Origin of the sequence: Aeromonas sp. QDB30, from assembly GCF_027707645.1 — a bacterium.
Taxonomy (GTDB): domain Bacteria; phylum Pseudomonadota; class Gammaproteobacteria; order Enterobacterales; family Aeromonadaceae; genus Aeromonas; species Aeromonas caviae.
In genome coordinates, this window is sequence record NZ_JAPCIY010000052.1 from 1 (window position 1) to 18,936 (window position 18,936).

An 18,936-nucleotide genomic window follows, 5' to 3' on the forward strand; every position below is an offset into this window, starting at 1 on the left:
GGCGATAAAATTAGATCACAAACGAAGCCTTTTTTATATCTATTTCAATTGGTTGGCGCTAAAGATCCTGTACATGAATAAAAGTTAAACGCAATAGCTCATTCCTCCCCTTCTGAATCACTCCCCCAACCTCTGTGCCAACCCCGAATACCGCTCGGTCTTTTTCCGCACGGCCTGTGCCAGCAGGGCACGATCGCCGTAGAGATCGAGGCGGGCCTTGGCGCGGGTGATGCCGGTATAGACCAGCTCGCGGGTCAGGAGCGGGCTGGGGCTGTCGGGCAGCACCAGCACGGTATGGGCAAACTCCGAGCCCTGGGATTTGTGGATGGTCATGGCGTAGACCGTCTCATGGGGCGGCAACCGGCTGGGCAACAGCGCCCGCAGGGTGCCGTCCGGCTGCTCGAACCACACCTTGAGGCGGCCGGTGTCATCGGGCAGGCAGAGCCCCATGTCGCCGTTGTAGAGGCCCACCCCGTGGTCGTTGCGCACCACCATCACCGGGCGGCCCGCATACCAGTCGCCGTCACGCTGGATCAGCCCTGCCTTGGCGAGGGCCAGTTCGAGGCGCTCGTTGAGCCCCATCACCCCGAAGGGGCCGTCCCGCAGGGCGCAGAGGATCTGGAAGCCGTTGAACGCCTTGAACACCGCCGCCGGATCCTCTCCGGCCCGGGCCGCCTTGAGGTAGCTGCCATAACCGGCCACCCCCTCTGCGATCAAGGCGTTGTAGGCCTCCCCCGCCCAGGGGTGCAGGCGGATGTCGCCAAATCCTGCGCCCCAGACCGCCTCCACCGCCGCCCCGTCGCCGCTGTTGCAGGCGCGCGCCAGCTGGCCGATGCCCGAATGCTGGTCAAAGCGCCAGCTCTTGGAGAGCAAACAGAGGCTGTCGCGCACGCTGGCCCCCGATGGCGTACCTTGCAGGCGATAGCCGGTCTGGCGGGAGAGCCAGTGTGCCTGCGCGGGGCTGATGCCCTGTTCGATAAAGCTGCAGATATCCCCGAGCACGGCCCCCGCCTCCACCGAGGCGAGCTGATCCTTGTCGCCGAGCAGGATCAGGCGAGCGTGGCGGGGCAGCGCATCCAGCAGGCGCGCCATCATCGGCAAGTCGACCATGGAGGCCTCATCCACCACCAGCAGGTCGAGGTGCAGCGGGTTGCCTCTGTGATGGCGGAACTGGCTGCGCCCGGGGATCACCCCGAGCAGCCGATGCAAAGTGCCCGCCTCGGTGGGGATGGCCTCCACCCACTCGGGGGGCAGATCCAGCGCCTGCAGGGCAGCGCCGATACTCTCGGTCAGGCGCGCCGCCGCCTTGCCGGTGGGGGCCACCAGCCGGATCGCCGGGGCCTTGCCCCCTTGCAGGCCGGTCTCCACCAGGATGGCGAGGAGCTTGGCCACCGTGGTGGTCTTGCCGGTGCCGGGGCCGCCGGAGATGACCGCGAAGGGGCGCGCCGCCGCCGTGGCCGCCGCCAGCTTCTGGCCGTTGCAGCAGAGCGCCTCGGGCACCAGGGTATCCAGCCGCTCCAGCTCGCTGGCCGCCTGGGCGCTTTTTAGCAGGGTCTCCACGGCGGGCCACTCCACCTCATGGGGGAAGACCAGATCCAGGTACTTCTCCACAAAGTGGCGGGCGGAGAAATCCGGCGCGAGGCGGGCCTTGAGCAAGGCCCCGAACACCAGGCCGTAGTCGCGGGCAAAGAGGCGTGACAGGGCCGGGGCAATCTCCGGCCATTCGGCCCGTTCACTCAAGGCGCTAAGGTGGCGGGCCACCCCCAGCTCAAAGTCGTGGTAGCGGGTGAGGTAGAGGCGATCCCCCCAGAGCCGCAGGGGCCAGCGGGGGGGCTCCCCCTCCTCCTGTTCGCTCCCCACCAGGGGGCTGGCCGCAAAGAGGGCGGGCCAGCTTGCAGGATCCGCGAGATCCGCCAGCAGATCCCGGCTCTGATCCGGATCCAGTCCGAAGGGGCGCGAGGATCCCTGCCCGTCACCGCCCTGAGCAAGCATCGCCAGCGGCAGGCAGACATGGCCGCGCCCCAGCTCATGGCAGGCGAGTGCGGCCCCCAGCACCAGCTCGGGGCTGCCGCCAAGGTCGGCCACCAGCCTGGCAAATTGCAGGTCAAGCTGGCGGATGCGCCCCGCCAGCGCCAAGGCTTTCAGCCGCTCTATCATGGTTTCGCCCTTCATCTCGCCCCTCATGCCTCTGCCTTGTTCGATTTCTCTAAACGATGATCGTCAGACGTCACACCTTTACTAAACAACTCGTCCAGCCCCAGCACCAGTTCCCGGCTGGGCCTGGCATGGAAAATGCCCCCCTGGGGCATGCCGCGCAGGAAGAGATAGAAGACCCCGCCGAAATGCCGGTCGAAATCGTAGCCCGGCAGCCGCAAGGCGAGCAGCCGGTGCAGGGCCAGCGAATAGAGCTGGTATTGCAGATCGTAGCGATGCTCGCGCATGGCCCGCTCCAGGGCCGGGCGGCCGTAATCGGCGGGGCTCATGCCAAGGTGGTTCGATTTGTAGTCGAGCAGATACCAGCGCCCCTGCCACTCGAACACCAGGTCGATAAAGCCCTTGAGCATCCCCTGCACGGTGGCAAAACCGAGCGGCTTGCCGCCCCGCGACAGGGGGTCGTGCAGCTGGCAGAGCGCGGTCAGCGCCGGTGCCGTCACCCGCCCCATGGGCAGGAAGAACTCCAGCTCCACCTGTTTGCGCTCGGGGGCCAGATCCCGCAGCCGCACCGGATCCCCAAGGCCGGTCTCAAGGGGGGTATCCAGCACCGCCTCCACCTGCTGTTGCAGCACGGGGGCCCAGCCTTCGTCGAACCCCTCCTGGGCCAGCAGGGCGGCGATGTGCTGTGCCAGCGCCTCGCCCTTCGCGTGCTCGAAGTCGATGGTCTCGAACAGGCTGTGGAGCAGGGTGCCGGGACGCGCCCCCTTGGGGAAGGTGAAGATGGAAGGGGCGGGCGCATCCTCTTCCAGCACGGTGACGGCAGCCTCGGTAGCCACCTCGTCATCGAAGCCGGGGTTGGCCAGCACCCCCTTGCCGTGGCCGTTGCCCTGGGCCGCGAGCCCGGAGTAGGAGCTGATCCACCAGTCCCGCTCAAGCTGCCCCTGGAACGCGCGCACGGTGGGCTCCCCCGGCGTCTCCGCTTCGGCGGGCAGCGGGGCCGGGCGGGTGAGCGAGGGCTCACCGACGGCCACCCCCGGCAGCGCCTGGGCCAGGTCGGTGAGGGCGGTCGCCAGTGTCCCGGCGTCCCCCTCCTCCCCCTTTTGCAGCAGGTAGCCGATGGCGGTGCGGTGCAGGTCGGTCTTCTCCGACTTGCCCGCCCCGGAGCGCACCGGCGCCAGCCCGAGCCAGGTGGCATAGACCCCCCGGGTCAGGGCCACGTAGAGCAGGCGCAAGTCTTCGGCGAGGCGCTCCTTGTCGGCCTCGGCCAGGGACGCCTCGGCACCGGTGAGATCGAGCACGGTGCGATTGCCCGCCTCCCCCGTTTCGTGGAACAGGGGGGTGTCGGCGGCGCGGTGGCTGCAAATGAACGGCAGGAAGACCAGCGGGTACTCCAGCCCCTTGGATTTGTGGATGGTGACGATCTGCACCAGCTTGCGCTCGGATTCCAGGCGAAGTATCTGCTCCCCATCCTGGCCGTTGGGCTGGCTCACCGCCTCCCCGAGCCAGCGCAGCAGGGCGTACTCCCCGTCCAGCTCGCCGCTCGCCTGTTGCAGCAGCTCGCCGAGATGGAGGAAGTTGGTCAGCCGCCGCTCCCCGTAGGGGCTCGCCAGCAGGGAGGCGGCGAGGTTGCGCCCGTGCATCAGGGCCCGCAGCATGGCCAGCACCCCGTGGCGATGCCAGACCGCGCGGTATCCCATGAACTCCTGCACCGCGCTTTCCCAGGCCCGCTCGTCCGAGGCCAGCGCGTCCAGAGCCCTGGCATCGAGATCGAACAAGCCGGTGGCGAGCGCTGCCCTAAGGCTTCGCTCATCGCTCGGGTTCTGGCAGGCGTGCAGGATCAGGAGGATCTCCCGCGCCTCCACCTGGGCCAGCACGCTCTCGCGGTTCGACAGATAGACGGAGGTGATGGCAAGGCGCGCCAGCTCCTGCTGCACCAGCTTGCCCTCGGCGCCGGTGCGCACCAGCACGGCGATATCCCCGGCCCTGACCGGCTCGCTGCCGAGCATCGCCTTGCCCTCCCGGGCCAGCGTGAGCAGGCGATGGATCTCCGCCGCCGTGGCGCGGGCCATCCTGCTCTGGTACTCCCCCTTGTTGAAGGTGGGCTGACCGGTGAGCTGCCAGCAGTGCAGCACGGGGGCGGTCTGCCCCTCGATCAGCAGTGCCCGGCTCTTGCCCTGCGCCTCCACCGGCAGGAAGGGGATGTCCGCCTCGTAGATGAAGGGATCCTTCGCCCGCTCGAACAGGCCGTTGACCGCCGCCACCAGGGCGCGGCTTGAGCGCCAGTTGCGCCCCAGGGTGTAGTGGGCGCTCACATTTCGCCGCGCCTGGATGTAGGTGAAGATGTCGGCGCCACGAAAGCCGTAGATGGCCTGCTTGGGGTCGCCGATCATCAGGAGCGCCGTGTCCTGGTGACCGCCGTAAAGGCGATGGAAGATGCGGTACTGCTGGGGGTCGGTATCCTGGAATTCATCGATCATGGCGACCCGGTAGGTGGCGCGGATGCGCTCGCACAGCCGCTCCCCCAGGCCCGAGCCGAGCGCCCCGTCGAGATCCCGCAGCAGATCGTCGAAGGAGAGCTGATGGGCCTGGCGCTTGCTCTCCTGCATCCGGCTGCGCACCACCCTGGCCGCCCGCTGCAAGACGAGATCCCGGATGCCGGGTCGGCTCGCCAGCAGGGCGTCTATCTCCCCAAAGAGCGGCAGGGTGGGCACCGTTCCCCCCTTCTTGAGGTTCTCCTCCAGCGCCTGCTGGCCGAAGCGCTCCAGCTCCTTGGGCAGGACGTAGCCGCTGGTCTCGTCCTGCGCCCAGTCGCCAATCTTGGCAAGCCAGCCCTCGTAGTTCTTGCCGGTGTAACGGCTGATCTGCCCCTCGGTCTGGCGGCGGATCTCGTCCGTCTGCGCCAGCCACCCGGCTTTCACCGCCCCGATGCGGGCCATGGCGACGCTGTGCCGCGCCGCCAGGGTCTCGTCCCCCGCCACCGGGCGGATCTCCAGCTCGTCGTTGTCGAGCCAGCTCCCCATCTCCCGCAGCAGGGCGGCGGGGCTCGGCCAGAGCCTTCGCACCGCCCGGGCCAGGGGCTGATCCACCGGATAGAACTCGGCGCGCCAGTAGTCACTCACCGCCTGCAGCCGGAGCCGGCTGTCGTCGGTCAAAAATTCGGTTTCAAAGAGGGCACCCGACTCGAAGGCGTTCTGCCTGAGCATCCGCTGGCAAAAGCCGTGGATGGTGAAGACCGCCGCCTCGTCCATCTGCCGCTCGGCGGCCAGCAGGCGACGGGCCGCCAGATCGTGATCCTCCACCTCCGCCAGCAGTTGGGCCAGCAGGGTGTCCGTGCTGTGGCCGCGCATAAAGGCGAGGCGCGCCTCGTGGATGCGGGCGCGGATCCGCCCCCTCAGTTCGGCGGTGGCCGCCTCGGTAAAGGTCACCACCAGGATCTCGGTCACCGACAGGGGCCGCTCGTGGGCACAGGGCTGACCGGCGTCCCACCCCTCCTCGCCTGCTTGTTCGATAACCGGGCCGTGGCCCAGCAAGAGGCGCAGATAGAGGCCCGCGATGGTATAGGTCTTGCCGGTCCCGGCGGAGGCCTCGATCAGCCGCTCGCCATAGAGGGGAAAACGCAGGGGATTGAGCGGGTTAGCCATTATTGCAACTCCTCCAGCGCCTGATGGAGCGGGGTCAGGTGTTCACGGGCCAGCCCCTGCAACTGGGCCAGCACCTCGTCATCGAGTTCCGGGAAGCAGCGGGCGACATAGACGTCCTGCCCCTCTCCCGTCACCATGTAGCCGCCGTTGAAGCGGGCAAGCGCCGCCTTGTCGGCCTCCTCCGGCTTTGCCGGATCCTTCTCGATCGCCTTGAGCCACTCCCAGGCGGTGCTCGGGAAGAAGGGCAGCGGCCGCTTCATCCCCTGGGTCCAGAGGGCCACCAGGGCCGCCAACCTGGGCCGCGCCTCGTCCGCCGCAAGCCTTGGCAGCCGCAGACTCTGTTTGGCATCGAACAGCAGGGTGTCGCCGGGGGCGCTGCTCAAGGAGAGGCAAAGGTGCTGGATCCAGGCCAGCAGCAGATCCTTGCCGTTGAAGCCGCCGGGTTTGACCACCAGCGCTCGTCCCTTCTGGGTGTCTATCCAGCCCTGAAGCTGCCCCTGGGCCAGAGCGATGTCGATCTCCACCGCCTGTTTGTCCCCCGTCCAGGGGCGCAGCCGCGCCGCCAGCTTGCCCATCTCGCCGTCGATCTCCTCCAGCAGCAGGCTGCCGAACCACCCTTGCGGCAGCAGGCCGGAGAGTTGCAGCCGGTGGCGACGGGCCTCGCTCTCCCCTTCGGTCAGATGGGCATCCAGCAGCAGCGCCTTGAGCTGATAGTGCTGCAGGCCGTCCAGCTCGAAGGGCTCGCTGTCTTCGATGGTCGCCTCCTCCAGCTCGAACCACACCTTGAGGCGGCGGTTGAGGAAGTACCTTGCGGGCTGGCGATAGAAGCGCAGCAGCTCCGCCAGCTCCAGCCCCTGCTCCCTGCCCCACTCTGCGGGCAGGGGCAGATCGCCGCTCTGGAAGTTGGCGGCCCCCCGCTCGGGGCTCAGGGCCGGCAGCCAGTCGGCGGCATAGGTGAAGAGACCGGAGCCGGGCTCGGGGTAAAAGTAGGCCGGGCTGTAGGGGGTGAGGGGGTGCGCCACGATCAGGTGTTCGAGCAGCCGCTGGCCCGAGGTGTCGTCGTCGAGATCTTCATCCCCCGCCAGCACGAAGCCCTGGCGCACGTAGTCGATGAGCTCCGCCAGCAGCACGGAGGGCACCTTCTCGCTGTTGTCCTGGGCGCTGAACCCCTGATAGCTGATGTAGAGCCCCTGCTGGGCACTGAGGAGCGCCTCGAGGAAGAGGTAGCGGTCGTCATCCCGGCGGGATCGGTCCCCGCGCCGCGAGGCCACCGCCATCAGATCGAAGCCCATGGGGGGCAGGGTGCGCGGGTAGACGCCGTCGTTCATGCCGAGCAGGCAGACCTGGCGGAAGGGGATGGAGCGCATCGGCATCAGGGTGCAGAAGTTGACCTGACCGGCGAGGAAGCGCTGGCTGGAGCGGGACTCCCCCAGCACGCTGCCGAGGTAGTCCTGCAACAGGTCGGCACTGATGGCCTGCTCGAAGCGGGCCTCGCCGAGCTGGGCCTGCCAGTCGGTGAGCTGGCTGCGAATGAGCTGGAGCTGGCGCTCTTCATCCTCGTCGGCGAGATAGAAGCGCTCCAGCAGCGCCAGCAGGCAGGCGTGCCATTCGGCCAGCGGCTGCGCCTGTTGCAGCCTGGGCAGAAACTCCGCCAGGGAGTCGACGAACCAGGCGAGCTTGCCGAGGATCAGCCCCTGCTGACCCTCGATGTCCGCATAGGGCAGGATCCCCGCCACCGGCTCCCCGTCCCCCATGGCAAAACCCAGCAGCATGCGCCGCAGGCCGAACAGCCAACTGTTGCCGGACAGACGCGGCAGCGCGAAGCGCTCGGGATAGTCGTCATCCAGCCCCCAGCGGATGCCGGTCTCCTGCACCCAGCGTCGCAGCACGTTGAACTCGTCGTCGTCCAGCTCGAAGCGGCGCAGCACGGCGGGCACCTCCAGGATGGCGAGCAGCTCCCCCGCCCCGAAGCGGGCGTTCGGCAGCCTGAGCAGGGCGAGGAAACTTTGCAGCAGCGGGCTCTCCTGGCTCGCCGCCCGATCGGAGATCGCAAAGGGGATCTGGCCGCGGGCCCCGCCCCGCCCCTTGCCGCCCTCCTTGCCAAAGACGGCCTGGATGTAGGGGCCGTAGCTGTTGACGTCCGGCATCATCACCACCACGTCTTTGGGGGTGAGGGTGGGATCCTGCTCGAACAGGGCCAGCAGCCGGTCGTGCAGCACCTCGAGCTCCCGCATGGGGCCGTGGCAGGCGTGGATCTGCAGGGTGCCGTCATCCAGGCTGACAGGGCTCTTGTGATGGCTGGCATCGAGGTTGAACTCGCCGGCCCCCCGTTCCGCCAGCTCCAGCACGTCTTTCTGGATGGCCCGCAGCAAGGTGACCTTGCCCTCATCGTCGCGATCCTCGATGTCGACGAAGGCCTCGATCTGCGGCACCTCCAGCTCCATCAGCTGGTGCAGGTAGTCACGCCCCAGCTTGCCCATGGAGGCGAGCAACGGATTGGCGGGGCCCTGCAGGGTCTCGAGATCCGTGCCGGGCTTGAGCTTGTTTTCGAGGCGGGCCAGGGTCTTGCGATCGAGCAAGTCCCCCCAGTAGTAGCGGCAGGGGTTGGTCACAAACAGGTGTACCTCCACCTCGGGGCGGCTGCCGAGGGCCAGCAGGGCCTCCACGTAGCGGGGCGGCAGGGCCGAGATGCCGAACACGAAGACCCGTTGCGGCAGCCTGCCCGGCAGATCCCGGGTGCGCTCCAGCTCGTGGATGAAGGCCTCGTAGAGGTTGGCGCGGTGGTAGCCGCTGGGGCTGAGGGCCAGGGTGCGGGCCACCAGCTCGCGCCAGAGCTCGGGCTGCCAATCCTGACCGCTCACTCCGGCCAGCTCCTGGCTCAATCCTTCCCCCTCTTCCCAGCGGGCGATCCAGTCCGGCCGGTAGACCAGATACTGGTCGAACAGATCCGCCACCTTCTGGCAGAGCTGCCAGAGCCGCACCTGCTCCGGCGCCGCCCCGTCACTGCCCCCCAGATAGGCCGCGAGGGGCGCAAAGGCGGGTCTGCCGAGCAGAGTGGGCAGAATGGTCATCAGGTGCCAGCTCATGGCCCCCTTGTTGTAGGGGCTCTGGCGCGGCACGTCCGCCAGCACCCGGGTGAACATCTCCCAGATGAAACTCGCGGGCAGGGGAAAGTCGATGTTGGCGGCGATGCCGAACGCCTTGGCCAGCTCCAGCTTGAGCCACTGGGCCATGCCGGGACTCTGCACCAGGATCTGCTCCCGATCGAAGGGGTGGGAGAGCGGAGCCTGCCGGATGCGGCTCACCAGCAGCTCCTTGAGCAGATCCAGCTGATTGGAGTGGTAGAGGGTAAACATGGACGACTCCCGCCAATTTCATGAAGAGGGGGTGCGCGGGGGGACACTCTCTGGCATTCCCGTCACGGCACGCGAATCGGGATTGTCGGGGATCGGGGGATAAGATGCAAAAGGCACTTGTGGCGTCCGGACTGCGCGCCGTAACACAGATGGCATCCCCGGGAAGCGGGCACAAAAAAGCCGGTGCAAGGCACCGGCCAAAAGGCGTTGGAAAACTTGAAACGTCAGGGTATTACCAGTGCTTGCCGAGGCGGGCATCCAGGCTGAAAGCCCCTGCACCGGCCGCCGCCAGGGCCAGGAAACCACCGGCCACGGAGACGTTCTTCATGAACATCAGCATCTGCATCTGCTCGGCAGGCTGATAGTGGAAGATGAAGGCGGCCATCAGGGTGAAACCGGCCAGCAGCACGGAGAGGCTGCGGGTAAACAGGCCCAGCATGATGGCAAGACCGCCACCCAGCTCCAGCAGGATCACCAGGGGCAGCATGAACCCGGGCACGCCCATGGCTTCCATGTAACCCTGGGTACCGGCGTAACCGCCGATCTTGCCCCAGCCAGCCATCACGAACATCAGCGCCAGCAGTACACGACCCACCAGCAGTGCCACATCTTTCATCTTGTCCATCGTCATATTCCTTTGCTTACCATCATGGTATTTACAGTGTAAAAGCTAATTGTTAACTCATTCATTTCGCCAAGATTTTTCTATCAAGGCAGGTCAAACAGCAGGGCTTCACTCCCCCTGGAGGCGGTGAGCACCCAGCTCGACTCGTCGCGGCTGAGCAGCCCGTCGCCGGGTCGGGCAGCCAGACCGTTGCCGGTCAGCTCCCCTGAAATCATGTGCAGGTAACCATGACGCCCTTGCAATGCCCACTCGAGGGTCTCCCCTTCGGCAAGCTGCAGCCGCCATACGCGGGCCTGCTGGCGGATCCTGAAGGATCCCGCCTCGCCGTCCGGTGACGCCACCAGCGTCATCCCGGGCTTGTTTTCAATCTTCTTCTGCTGATAACCCGGGGTCGTGCCGTGTTCATTCGGCTCGATCCAGATTTGCAGCAGGGAGAGCGGCTCGGTCTGCGAGGGGTTGTACTCGCTGTGCCGGATGCCGGACCCTGCGCTCATCAGCTGGAAATCCCCCGCCGGGATCTGCTCGGCGTGGCCGAGGCTGTCCTTGTGCTCTATGGTGCCTTGCAGCACGCAGGTGAGGATCTCCATGTTGGCGTGAGGGTGGGTCGCGAAACCGCCACCCGGCGCCACCCGATCCTGATTGATGACCCGCAGGGCAGAGTGTCCCATCCATTCCGGGTCATAGTAGTGACCGAAGGAGAAGCTGTGACGGGCATCCAGCCAGCCAAAGTTGGCCTTGCCCCGTGCTTCTGCGGCTCTCAATTTCATCATGGTGTGCTCCTCACTGACCAAGTTGGTTCATTAACGCTGGCGACCGTCACCCAGACCGAAGGGGATGCGGTAGCTGCTGCTTTCGTTGCCCAGGCTCACCGTCAGCTTGCCCTGGGTACGGCTCGGGATGGCGACCTGCTGGGTGCCCATCAGGTTGGCGTGGACGGAAGCCAGCAGATCACCGGACTCGTCGCGCACCTCCAGCATGGGGTTGGCCTTGCCGTCCATCGCGGCGGTGGCGCTCCAGTTGACGAACAGCACGCCCGGGGCGGCATTGAAGTCAGCGGGAACGGAAGCCTGGGCGGCACCTGCGGTCATCAGGCCTGCAACGGCCAGCATCTTGATTACGTTTTTCATGTTCATTCACTCTCTTGGGTTTTATGTCATTGCCAAGGCCCCTTGGGCCCGAATCAATGCATCCATGCAAGAGATCATTCAAATACTATGTTGTTCTTTTGCTGACATCAGACATCGTGTTTGGGGATGTCTCAGCCCGGAACTACCTTTTATTTGGCTGCCAGGCGTTCCTGCCTAAGCGTTGATTGAATATTAAAGTGACTTCCCCTAAGTTGTTAGCGAGATAATCTGGTAAACACATTCAAAAAAATTGAAGGTTGGATATGGCCAAGGAATCGAACAAGGAGCGGGCGCTGACCCTGGAGGCGATCCGGGTGCTGGACGCCATCGACCGTCGTGGCAGCTTCGCGGCGGCGGCCGACGAGCTGGGCAAGGTGCCTTCGGCGCTGAGCTACACGGTACAAAAGCTGGAAGACGAGCTGGACGCCATGCTGTTCGACCGCAGCGGCCACAGGACCAAGTTCACCCCGGCGGGCCGCATGCTGCTGGAGCGGGGCCGGGTGCTGCTGGAGGCGGCCGAGCACCTGGTGGGGGAGACCCGGGCCCTCTCCCGTGGCTGGGAGACCGACATCACCATCGCCGTCGATGCCTTGATGCCGGTACAGGCTCTCTACCCCCTGGTGGATCGGCTGGCCGAACAGACCGATACCCGGCTGAGGTTTCGCGCCGAGGTGCTGGCGGGCAGTTGGGAGTGCCTGGAGGATGGCCGCGCCGACCTGCTCATCTCCTCCCTCAATGCCGATATCGCCATGACCGGCATCAAACACCAGGTGCTCAGGGAGGAGGTGATGCTCTACGTCGCCCACCCCGATCACCCCCTGCATCAGGAACCCGAGCCCCTGGCAGACGAGACCCTGCGCCGCTATCGCGCCATCGCGGTGGCCGACACGGCGCTGCGCAAGCCGGTGCTCACCTACCGCCTGCTCGACAAGCAGCCGCGCCTGACCGTCAGCACCATGGGGGAGAAGCGGGACGCGCTGCTGGCGGGGCTCGGCATCGGCACCATGCCGCAACGCTGGATTGAAGAGGACATCAAGGCGGGCAGACTCAAGGTGATCAGTCCCGAATATCGCCACCAGATCCAGGTCGTGCTGGCCTGGCGGCGAGATACCATGGGCAAGGCCAAGAGCTGGCTGGTGCGGGAGATCCCCAAGCTGTTTGCCGGTCAGGGGGAATAAAGGACTGCCTTCCGGGGTCGGTGGCGCAGGAAGTACCAAAACTGCGCCCCATTCTTGACGACGGGCTCAGATTCGGAGAAAAGAAAAAAAGCGGACCTCTTGCGAGTTCCGCTCAATGCCAGGAAAGAATAAAACCTTGCGGTTAAAAAAACCCTTAAATTGGAAGCAAACAATCGTTTTCTCAACCAGGAAGGTATTGAATCCGATTCGTGTTGAATTATGTGCGATGTAATATGCATCACCAGCAAAATGTTGAAAGGTTGAAGGATATGCACCACCGAGTGTCACTTTCTGCCACCTTGCACCACAACTGGTCAGGCCATTTCCGCCATTATCACCGGGTTACCCTCCTCTGGTTTTTCTAGGTGTCAAAATTTGAGCCCGATACAGACAAACCACTCAATTTCTGACACGACTAAAAATGCAGATAAAGGAATAGTTGCATGACCTACAGCCAGACACTGGCCAATCACATCCTCGACACCCTGAAGAAAACCCTGACTGACAAGGGGATCCGCTATCAGACCCTGGCAGAAGCCATGGGGGTTTCCATCGCCACCGTGAAGCGCATGATGAACAAGCCCTCCCTGCCGTTCGACACCCTGCTGGAGATCTGCCATCTGGTGGGACTCTCCTTCGAAGAGCTGCTGGACCGGACCCAGGATGCCCAGAGCCGCCGGGCCGTCTTTACCCAGGAGCAGGATGAGGCGTTTCACAAGGAGCCGGGGCTCTATGCCTTCCTCGCCAACATCTTCTGGCGCGACAAGACCCTTATCGATCTAAAGCGGGAGTACGGCCTGACCGATGCCTCCTGCTACCTCTATCTGCGCAAGCTGGAGAAACTCGGCATCCTGCAGCTTGGCATCGACAACAGCTACCACTTCCTCATCAGCGAGCGCATCAGCTTCGAGCAGCACAGCCGTTTCGCCCGCCAGCAGGCGCGCCAGGCCATGTCGGTGCTGGGAGACTATCTGGTGGAGAACATGCACAGGCCCAACAACTACATGGCGCTGTGCCAGCTCCATCTGGGGGAGAGCGAGGCCATGGCGCTGATCGATCGCATGAAGGAGTACTGGCATCAGGAGCTCAAGCTCAACCGCCCCGCCATCGGCCAGCGGGAGGGCAGCAAGACCTACACCATGTCGCTGCAACTGGCCGACTGCGGCTACCAGAGCTTCGACGATCTGATCCCCAACATCGACAACTGATCCCGGTGGATCCTGCGGGATCCGCCCCGTCAGGGCGCCAGAACGCCGCTACTCTGCCAGTTGCACCTGCCGCGCGCCGATGGCGAGCGGTTGCAGTGCCCGAGTATCCAGGCAGATGCGGATGGCGTCCGGTCGCCAGTGCTCGATGTCGCAATCCACCAGCTTCCCCTCCTCGTCGTAGTTGACCCGCACCAACCGCAGCACGGCGCTCCCCTGGGCCAGGTTGAGAGCGCGGGCTATCTCTCCCCGGGCCGCCGAGGGGGTGATCTCGAGGCTCGCCCAGCCCTGGCCTATGCCATAGCGCTGCCGGTAAAGCTCGGTGAGGGAGCTGGCCAGAGGAGCGCTGGCGATGCCGGGGAAGCGGCTCGCCAGCAGGTGATGGCTGACGTGGAGCACGGGACGACCGTCGATCAGCCGCTGGCGGCGAATTTCATACAGCGGCGTAAAGGGTTCCAGACCCATCCAGCGGCACAACTCGCTGCTGGCAAGCTGGTTGCCATGGGCCAGCACCCGGGTCTCGGCGGTGCGCTGCTGCTCGCCAATCCACTGGTGAAAGTGGGTGTGGATGGCGGGATCGTAGGTGAGGCGAGGCGGCGCCACGAACCAGCCACGCCGCTCGGCCCGGTAGATGAGGCCGTCCGCCTCGAGGCTGGAGAGTGCCTCCTTGATGGTGATGCGGGTGGTGGCGAAGCGCTCGCTCAGCGCCCGTTCGGCGGGCAGCTGCTGCCCCGCCGCCAGGTGTCCGCTGCCGATATAGCGGCGCAGGGTCCGGCAAATCTGTTCGCACTTGGAGGGTGTGCGGCCATCGGCCATCCCCTGTTCACTCAATCGCTCTGTCACTGTCACATCCCTGTCGGTCATTCGGGTTTGCACACCACTGGAGTAGACCAGAGGTTGTCGACCCCGAGTTGTAACCGCCCCTGATGACAGCGCCATGACAGGTCGACATGTCATCAAATTGCCATCAAAGCGCCCCGCCACCGTCATATTCCCCCTCTAGCATCCCTCTCGAACCTTAACTGACCTAGTCCAGAGGGATGGGATGATGATGAAAAGCGTGATCGCAAGTGCACTGGCCCTGGCGGCCATCAGTCAGCCGCTCTATGCAGCCGAGAATATCGCGGACCTGGAAAAAGCCGCCCGCGGCGAAGGCCAGCTCCACAGCATCGGCATGCCCGACAGCTGGGCCAACTGGAAGGACACCTGGCAGCAGCTCGGCAGCCTCTACGGCATCAAGCATCAGGATACCGACATGAGCTCGGCCCAGGAGATCGCCAAGTTCGCCGCCGAGAAGGCCAACGCCACCGCCGACATCGGCGACGTGGGCGGTGCCTTCGGCCCGGTCGCGGTCCAGCAGGGGGTCACCCAGCCCTACAAGCCCTCCACCTGGGCCGACATTCCGAACTGGGCCAAGGACGCCGACGGCCACTGGATGCTGGCCTATACCGGCACCATCGCCTTCCTGATCAACAAGGATCTGGTCAAGGCCGCCCCCACCAGCTGGCAATCCCTGCTGGGCGGCGACTACAAGGTAACCCTGGGTGACGTGGGCGTGGCCTCCCAGGCCAACAACGGCGTGCTGGCGGCGGCCTACGCCACCGGCGGCAGCGAGAAGAACCTCAAGCCCGCGCTGGAGCTGTTCGGTCAGCTGGCCAAGCAGGGTCGCCTGTCGCTGAACGACCCGACCATCGCCAACATCGAGAAGGGCGAGGTGGAAGTGGGGGTGCTGTGGGACTTCAACGCTCTCAACTACCGCGACCAGATCGACCCCAGGAAGTTTGACGTGGTGATCCCGAGCGACGGCTCCGTCATCGCCGGCTACACCACCATCATCAACAAGTGGGCCAAGAACCCCAACGCCGCCAAGCTGGCGCGGGAATACATCCTCTCCGATGCCGGTCAAATCAACCTGGCCCGTGGCTACGCCCGCCCCATCCGCAGCAACGTGACCCTGCCGGATGACGTGAAAGCCAAGCTGCTGCCGGCCGAGCAGTATGCCAATGCCAAGCCGGTGCAGGATCACGCCGCCTGGGAGCAGAGCTCCAAGGCCCTGCCGCGCCAGTGGCAGGAAACCGTCATGATCAACATGCAGTAAGGAGTGGCCAGTGCAACACAAGGTGATCGTGGTACTTGTGGATGGCCTGGCAGCAGAGGTAGCCCATTGCATGGGCTACCTCTGTGGCATGGTGGAGGCAGAGCGCGGCCTGCATACGACCCTGAGTGCCGCCCTGCCCTCCCTCTCCCGCCCTCTCTACGAGTGCATCCTGACCGGCGTGCCGCCGGTGGCGAGCGGCATCACCCACAACGGGGTGACGCGCCTGAGCCGGCATGACTCCATCTTCCATCTGGCCCGGGCCGCGGGCAAACGCACCGCAGCGGCGGCCTACCACTGGGTGAGCGAGCTCTACAACCAGAGCCCCTGGCTGGCGGCCCGCGATCGCTTCACTCACGATGAGCAACTGCCCATCCAGCACGGCTGCTTCTACTGGGATGACGGCTACCCCGACAGCCACCTGCTGATGGACGGCGAGTGGCTGCGCAGCCAGTACGACCCCGATTTTCTGCTGATCCACCCCATGGGGGTGGACGATGCGGGCCACCAGTTCGGCCTCCATTCCCGCCAGTACCGCAATCAGGCTCGCCGCATGGACAGCCTGCTTGCCGACCTGCTGCCCCAGTGGCTGGCAGAGGGGTATCAGGTGGTGATCACCTCGGATCACGGCATGAACAACGATCTCAGCCATGGCGGCACCCTGGCCGAGGAGCGCACTGTGCCACTCTGGCTCTTTGGCGATGCGTTCGTCGAGCGCTGGCCGGATGGGGTGGCGATCGCCCAGACCCAGCTCTGCGCCCTGATGGCGGATCTGCTGGGAGTTCCCCACGACAAGCCGGCAGCCCCCCCGCTGCTCAAGGCGGCCTTTATGCGCGAGGTGCACTGATGATGCCTGCCACCACCGAGATCCTCGCGGATCAACAGGTGAAGCCACGCCGGGTGCGCCGCCACTGGCTGCCGGCCCTGGTGCTGCTGCCCTTTGTCCTCTTGATGATCTTGTTTCAGCTCGCCCCCATGGTGTGGGTACTGGTGGGCAGCGTCCAGACCCCTGATGGCTGGGGTCTCGACCATTACCGGGAGATTTTGAGCTCCCCCTTCTATCTGCAATCCTTCGGCAACTCCTTGCGCATCGCCGGCATCGCCAGCCTGGCGGGGCTCGCCATCGGCACCCTGGGGGCGGCGGCGCTGCGCCACAGCGGCGAGCGGGTCAAGCGGGTGCTGCTGGCCTTCGTCACCATGACCGGCAACTTCAGCGGCGTGCCGCTGGCGTTCGCCTTCATCATCGTGCTCGGCATCAATGGCGCGGTGACCCTGCTGCTCAAATCCTGGGGCCTCATCGATGGCTTCAACCTCTATTCGGGCAGCGGTCTTATCCTGATTTACACCTACTTCCAGATCCCCCTCGCCCTGCTGCTGCTCTACCCGGCGTTCGACGCCCTGCAGGAGGAGTGGCCCCAGGCCGCCGCCCTGCTGGGTGCGAGCAGGGGGCAGTATGTGTGGCACGTGGCGCTGCCGGTGCTGACGCCCGCCTTGCTCGGCACCCTGATCATCCTGTTTGCCAACGCGGTGGGAGCCTATGCCTCCGCCTATGCCCTCACCACCGGCAACTTCAATCTGGTGACCATCCGGGTGGCCAGTCTGGTCTCCGGCGACATCTTCCTCGAGCCCAACCTGGCGGCGGCACTGGCGGTGATCCTGATGGTATTGCTGGGGGTGGTGACGGCCGCCAACCAGTGGCTGCTGAAAAAGAGCTATGTGAACAAGGGGCAATCCCATGCATGATTTGACGCCGCGCTGGCCCAGATGGGTGCTGGGGGCGCTGGTCGCCACCCTGCTGCTGCCGCTGCTGGCCACCTTTCTCTACTCCATCTCCACCCGCTGGGGGGCGACCCTGCTGCCGGATGGCTTCACCCTCGACTGGTATCTCAAGCTGTGGGGCGACCCGCGCTTTCTGGCGGCCTTTGGCCGAAGCCTCTTGGTCTGCTTCGCCACCCTGCTGCTGGGGACCCTGGTGCTGGTGCCCACCGTGCTGGTGGTGGCCTACTACTTCCCCAGACTGGATCCCTGGATGAACCTCTTGATCCTGCTCCCCTTCGCGGTGCCGCCGGTGGTCTCCTCGGTGGGCTTGCTGCAGATTTACGCCGACGGCATCCTGCCCATCATCGGCACCCCCTGGATCCTGATCGGCACCTGGTTCACCGTGGTGCTCCCCTTCATGTACCGGGCGCTGGCCAACAGCCTGCAGGGGGTGCCGCTGAAAGATCTGATGGATGCCGCCCACCTGCTGGGGGCGAGCAGCGCCCGCGCCTTCCTGCTGGTGGTGATCCCCTGCCTGCGCAAGGGGCTGCTGGCAGCGCTGTTTCTCTCCCTCTCCTTCCTGCTCGGGGAGTTCGTGTTTGCCAACATGCTGGTGGGCACCCGTTACGAAACCCTGCAGGTCTACCTCTACAACATGCGTGCCACCTCGGGCCACTTCACCAGCGCCCTGGTGATGAGCTACTTCCTGCTGACCCTGCTGCTCACCTGGGCAGCCAACAGATTTCATCGGTGAATCAACATGTTCCATCTAGAAGTGAATCAACTGCACAAATCCTACGGCGACACCAAGGTGTTCGAGGGGATTGAATTCGGCATCCGCAAGGGGGAGCTGGTGACCCTGCTCGGCCCCTCCGGCTGCGGCAAATCCACCCTGCTGCGGGCCCTGGCCGGGCTCACCCCGGTGGATGGCGGTCAGGTGCGGGTGGCCGGTGAGGACATTACCTGGCAGGCACCCCAGAAGCGGGGCATCGGCATGGTGTTCCAGAGCTATGCGCTCTTCCCCAACATGACGGTGTGGGACAACGTCGCCTTCGGCCTCAAGATGAAGCCCCAGCCGGGGCGGGATCTCGCCGCCAGCGTGCAAGAGGCGCTGGCGCTGGTGGAGCTGACCGGTTTCGAGCGCCGCTATCCGGGCGAACTCTCCGGCGGCCAGCGCCAGCGGGTGGCGCTGGCCCGGGCGTTGGTGGTACAGCCGCGGATCCTGCTGCTGGACGAGCCGCTCTCGGCGCTGGATGCCCGCATTCGCCGCAGCCTGCGCCAGCAGATCCGCGAGATCCAGCAGCGCCTCGAGCTCACCACCATCTTCGTGACCCACGATCAGGAGGAGGCGCTGACCCTGTCGGATCGGATCTTCCTGATGAACAAGGGGTCCATCGTCCAGAGCGGCACACCGGGGCAGATCTACACCCGCCCCGCCAGCGAGTTCGTGGCGGGCTTTATCGGCAACTACAACCTGCTGGGTGGCGAGCAGGCCAAATCCCTGTTCGGCCCGCGCTTTCGCGGCAAGCTGGCGCTGCGGCCGGAGTCTATCACCCTGCTGCCCGCCGGGGCGGTCAGCCACGAGCCCAGCCTGCCCGGCATCGTTCGCCAGCAGCAGCTGCTCGGCAACGTCATCCGCTATCAGGTGGAGTGCGAGGCAGGGCTGTTGACGGTGGATTGCCTCAACCGCCGTGCCGGCGATCTGCTGCCGGTAGGCAGCGCCGTGACCCTGGTGGTGGCCCGGGATCAACTCTGTGAGGTAGCATAACGCCATGAATCCCATTCATTTTTCAGCCA

General features: G+C 65.3%; 14 protein-coding genes. 7 read left to right on the plus strand and 7 right to left on the minus strand.

The window, feature by feature from the left end:
* Positions 1–117: 117 nt before the first annotated feature.
* From recD to PG896_RS14830, 6 genes are all read right to left on the minus strand, one after another.
* Positions 118–2,172 carry an exodeoxyribonuclease V subunit alpha gene (recD, locus tag PG896_RS14805; protein ID WP_270835860.1) on the minus strand — a complete coding sequence of 685 codons (2,055 nt, stop codon included), beginning with the start codon at positions 2,170–2,172 and terminating at the stop codon, positions 118–120.
* Between the two features lie 8 nt (positions 2,173–2,180).
* On the minus strand, positions 2,181–5,795 hold the full coding sequence (recB, locus tag PG896_RS14810; protein ID WP_270835861.1) for an exodeoxyribonuclease V subunit beta: 3,615 nt from the start codon (positions 5,793–5,795) through the stop codon (positions 2,181–2,183).
* Complete coding sequence (gene recC, locus PG896_RS14815) at positions 5,795–9,151, minus strand: exodeoxyribonuclease V subunit gamma (protein WP_201872494.1); 3,357 nt, start codon at positions 9,149–9,151, stop codon at positions 5,795–5,797. Before recC ends, recB begins: the two co-directional genes overlap by 1 nt.
* A 232-nt stretch (positions 9,152–9,383) precedes the next feature.
* The gene (locus PG896_RS14820) at positions 9,384–9,776 is read right to left on the minus strand and encodes a DoxX family protein (RefSeq protein ID WP_010675909.1); all 393 of its coding nucleotides are present in this window, start codon (positions 9,774–9,776) and stop codon (positions 9,384–9,386) included.
* 83 nt (positions 9,777–9,859) lie between these two features.
* The gene (locus PG896_RS14825) at positions 9,860–10,546 is read right to left on the minus strand and encodes a pirin family protein (protein WP_010675910.1); all 687 of its coding nucleotides are present in this window, start codon (positions 10,544–10,546) and stop codon (positions 9,860–9,862) included.
* 30 nt (positions 10,547–10,576) lie between these two features.
* Complete coding sequence (locus tag PG896_RS14830) at positions 10,577–10,909, minus strand: hypothetical protein (RefSeq protein WP_041211883.1); 333 nt, start codon at positions 10,907–10,909, stop codon at positions 10,577–10,579.
* Between the two features lie 257 nt (positions 10,910–11,166).
* Here PG896_RS14830 and PG896_RS14835 point away from each other — a divergent pair, with 257 nt between their 5' ends.
* Entirely contained in the window at positions 11,167–12,081 is a 915-nt protein-coding gene (locus tag PG896_RS14835; RefSeq protein WP_010675912.1) for a LysR family transcriptional regulator, read from the plus strand.
* Positions 12,082–12,524: 443 nt separating this feature from the next.
* Positions 12,525–13,289 (plus strand): helix-turn-helix domain-containing protein, encoded by a 765-nt coding sequence (locus PG896_RS14840; RefSeq protein ID WP_010675913.1) that lies wholly within the window; start codon positions 12,525–12,527, stop codon positions 13,287–13,289.
* Between the two features lie 48 nt (positions 13,290–13,337).
* On the opposite strand, the gene PG896_RS14845 is transcribed toward PG896_RS14840, so the two are convergent.
* Positions 13,338–14,150, minus strand: coding sequence for a UTRA domain-containing protein (locus PG896_RS14845; RefSeq protein ID WP_053288811.1), 813 nt, complete (start codon positions 14,148–14,150; stop codon positions 13,338–13,340).
* Positions 14,151–14,337: 187 nt separating this feature from the next.
* On the opposite strand from PG896_RS14845, the gene PG896_RS14850 reads away from it, so the two are divergent.
* Genes PG896_RS14850 through PG896_RS14870 form a run of 5 tightly spaced genes read left to right on the plus strand, consistent with a single transcriptional unit; the run spans position 14,338 to position 18,907 of the window.
* Entirely contained in the window at positions 14,338–15,384 is a 1,047-nt protein-coding gene (locus PG896_RS14850; RefSeq protein WP_223920261.1) for an ABC transporter substrate-binding protein, read from the plus strand.
* Between the two features lie 10 nt (positions 15,385–15,394).
* Entirely contained in the window at positions 15,395–16,228 is an 834-nt protein-coding gene (locus PG896_RS14855; protein WP_270835862.1) for an alkaline phosphatase family protein, read from the plus strand.
* Positions 16,228–17,124 carry an ABC transporter permease gene (locus tag PG896_RS14860; RefSeq protein WP_161469735.1) on the plus strand — a complete coding sequence of 299 codons (897 nt, stop codon included), beginning with the start codon at positions 16,228–16,230 and terminating at the stop codon, positions 17,122–17,124. Before PG896_RS14855 ends, PG896_RS14860 begins: the two co-directional genes overlap by 1 nt.
* The gene (locus PG896_RS14865) at positions 17,117–17,893 is read left to right on the plus strand and encodes an ABC transporter permease (RefSeq protein WP_161469736.1); all 777 of its coding nucleotides are present in this window, start codon (positions 17,117–17,119) and stop codon (positions 17,891–17,893) included. The genes PG896_RS14860 and PG896_RS14865 overlap by 8 nt, the downstream gene beginning before the upstream one ends.
* A gap of 6 nt (positions 17,894–17,899) precedes the next feature.
* A complete protein-coding gene (locus PG896_RS14870) occupies positions 17,900–18,907 on the plus strand; it encodes an ABC transporter ATP-binding protein (protein WP_270835863.1) in 1,008 nt (335 codons plus the stop codon).
* Positions 18,908–18,936 lie beyond the last annotated feature (29 nt).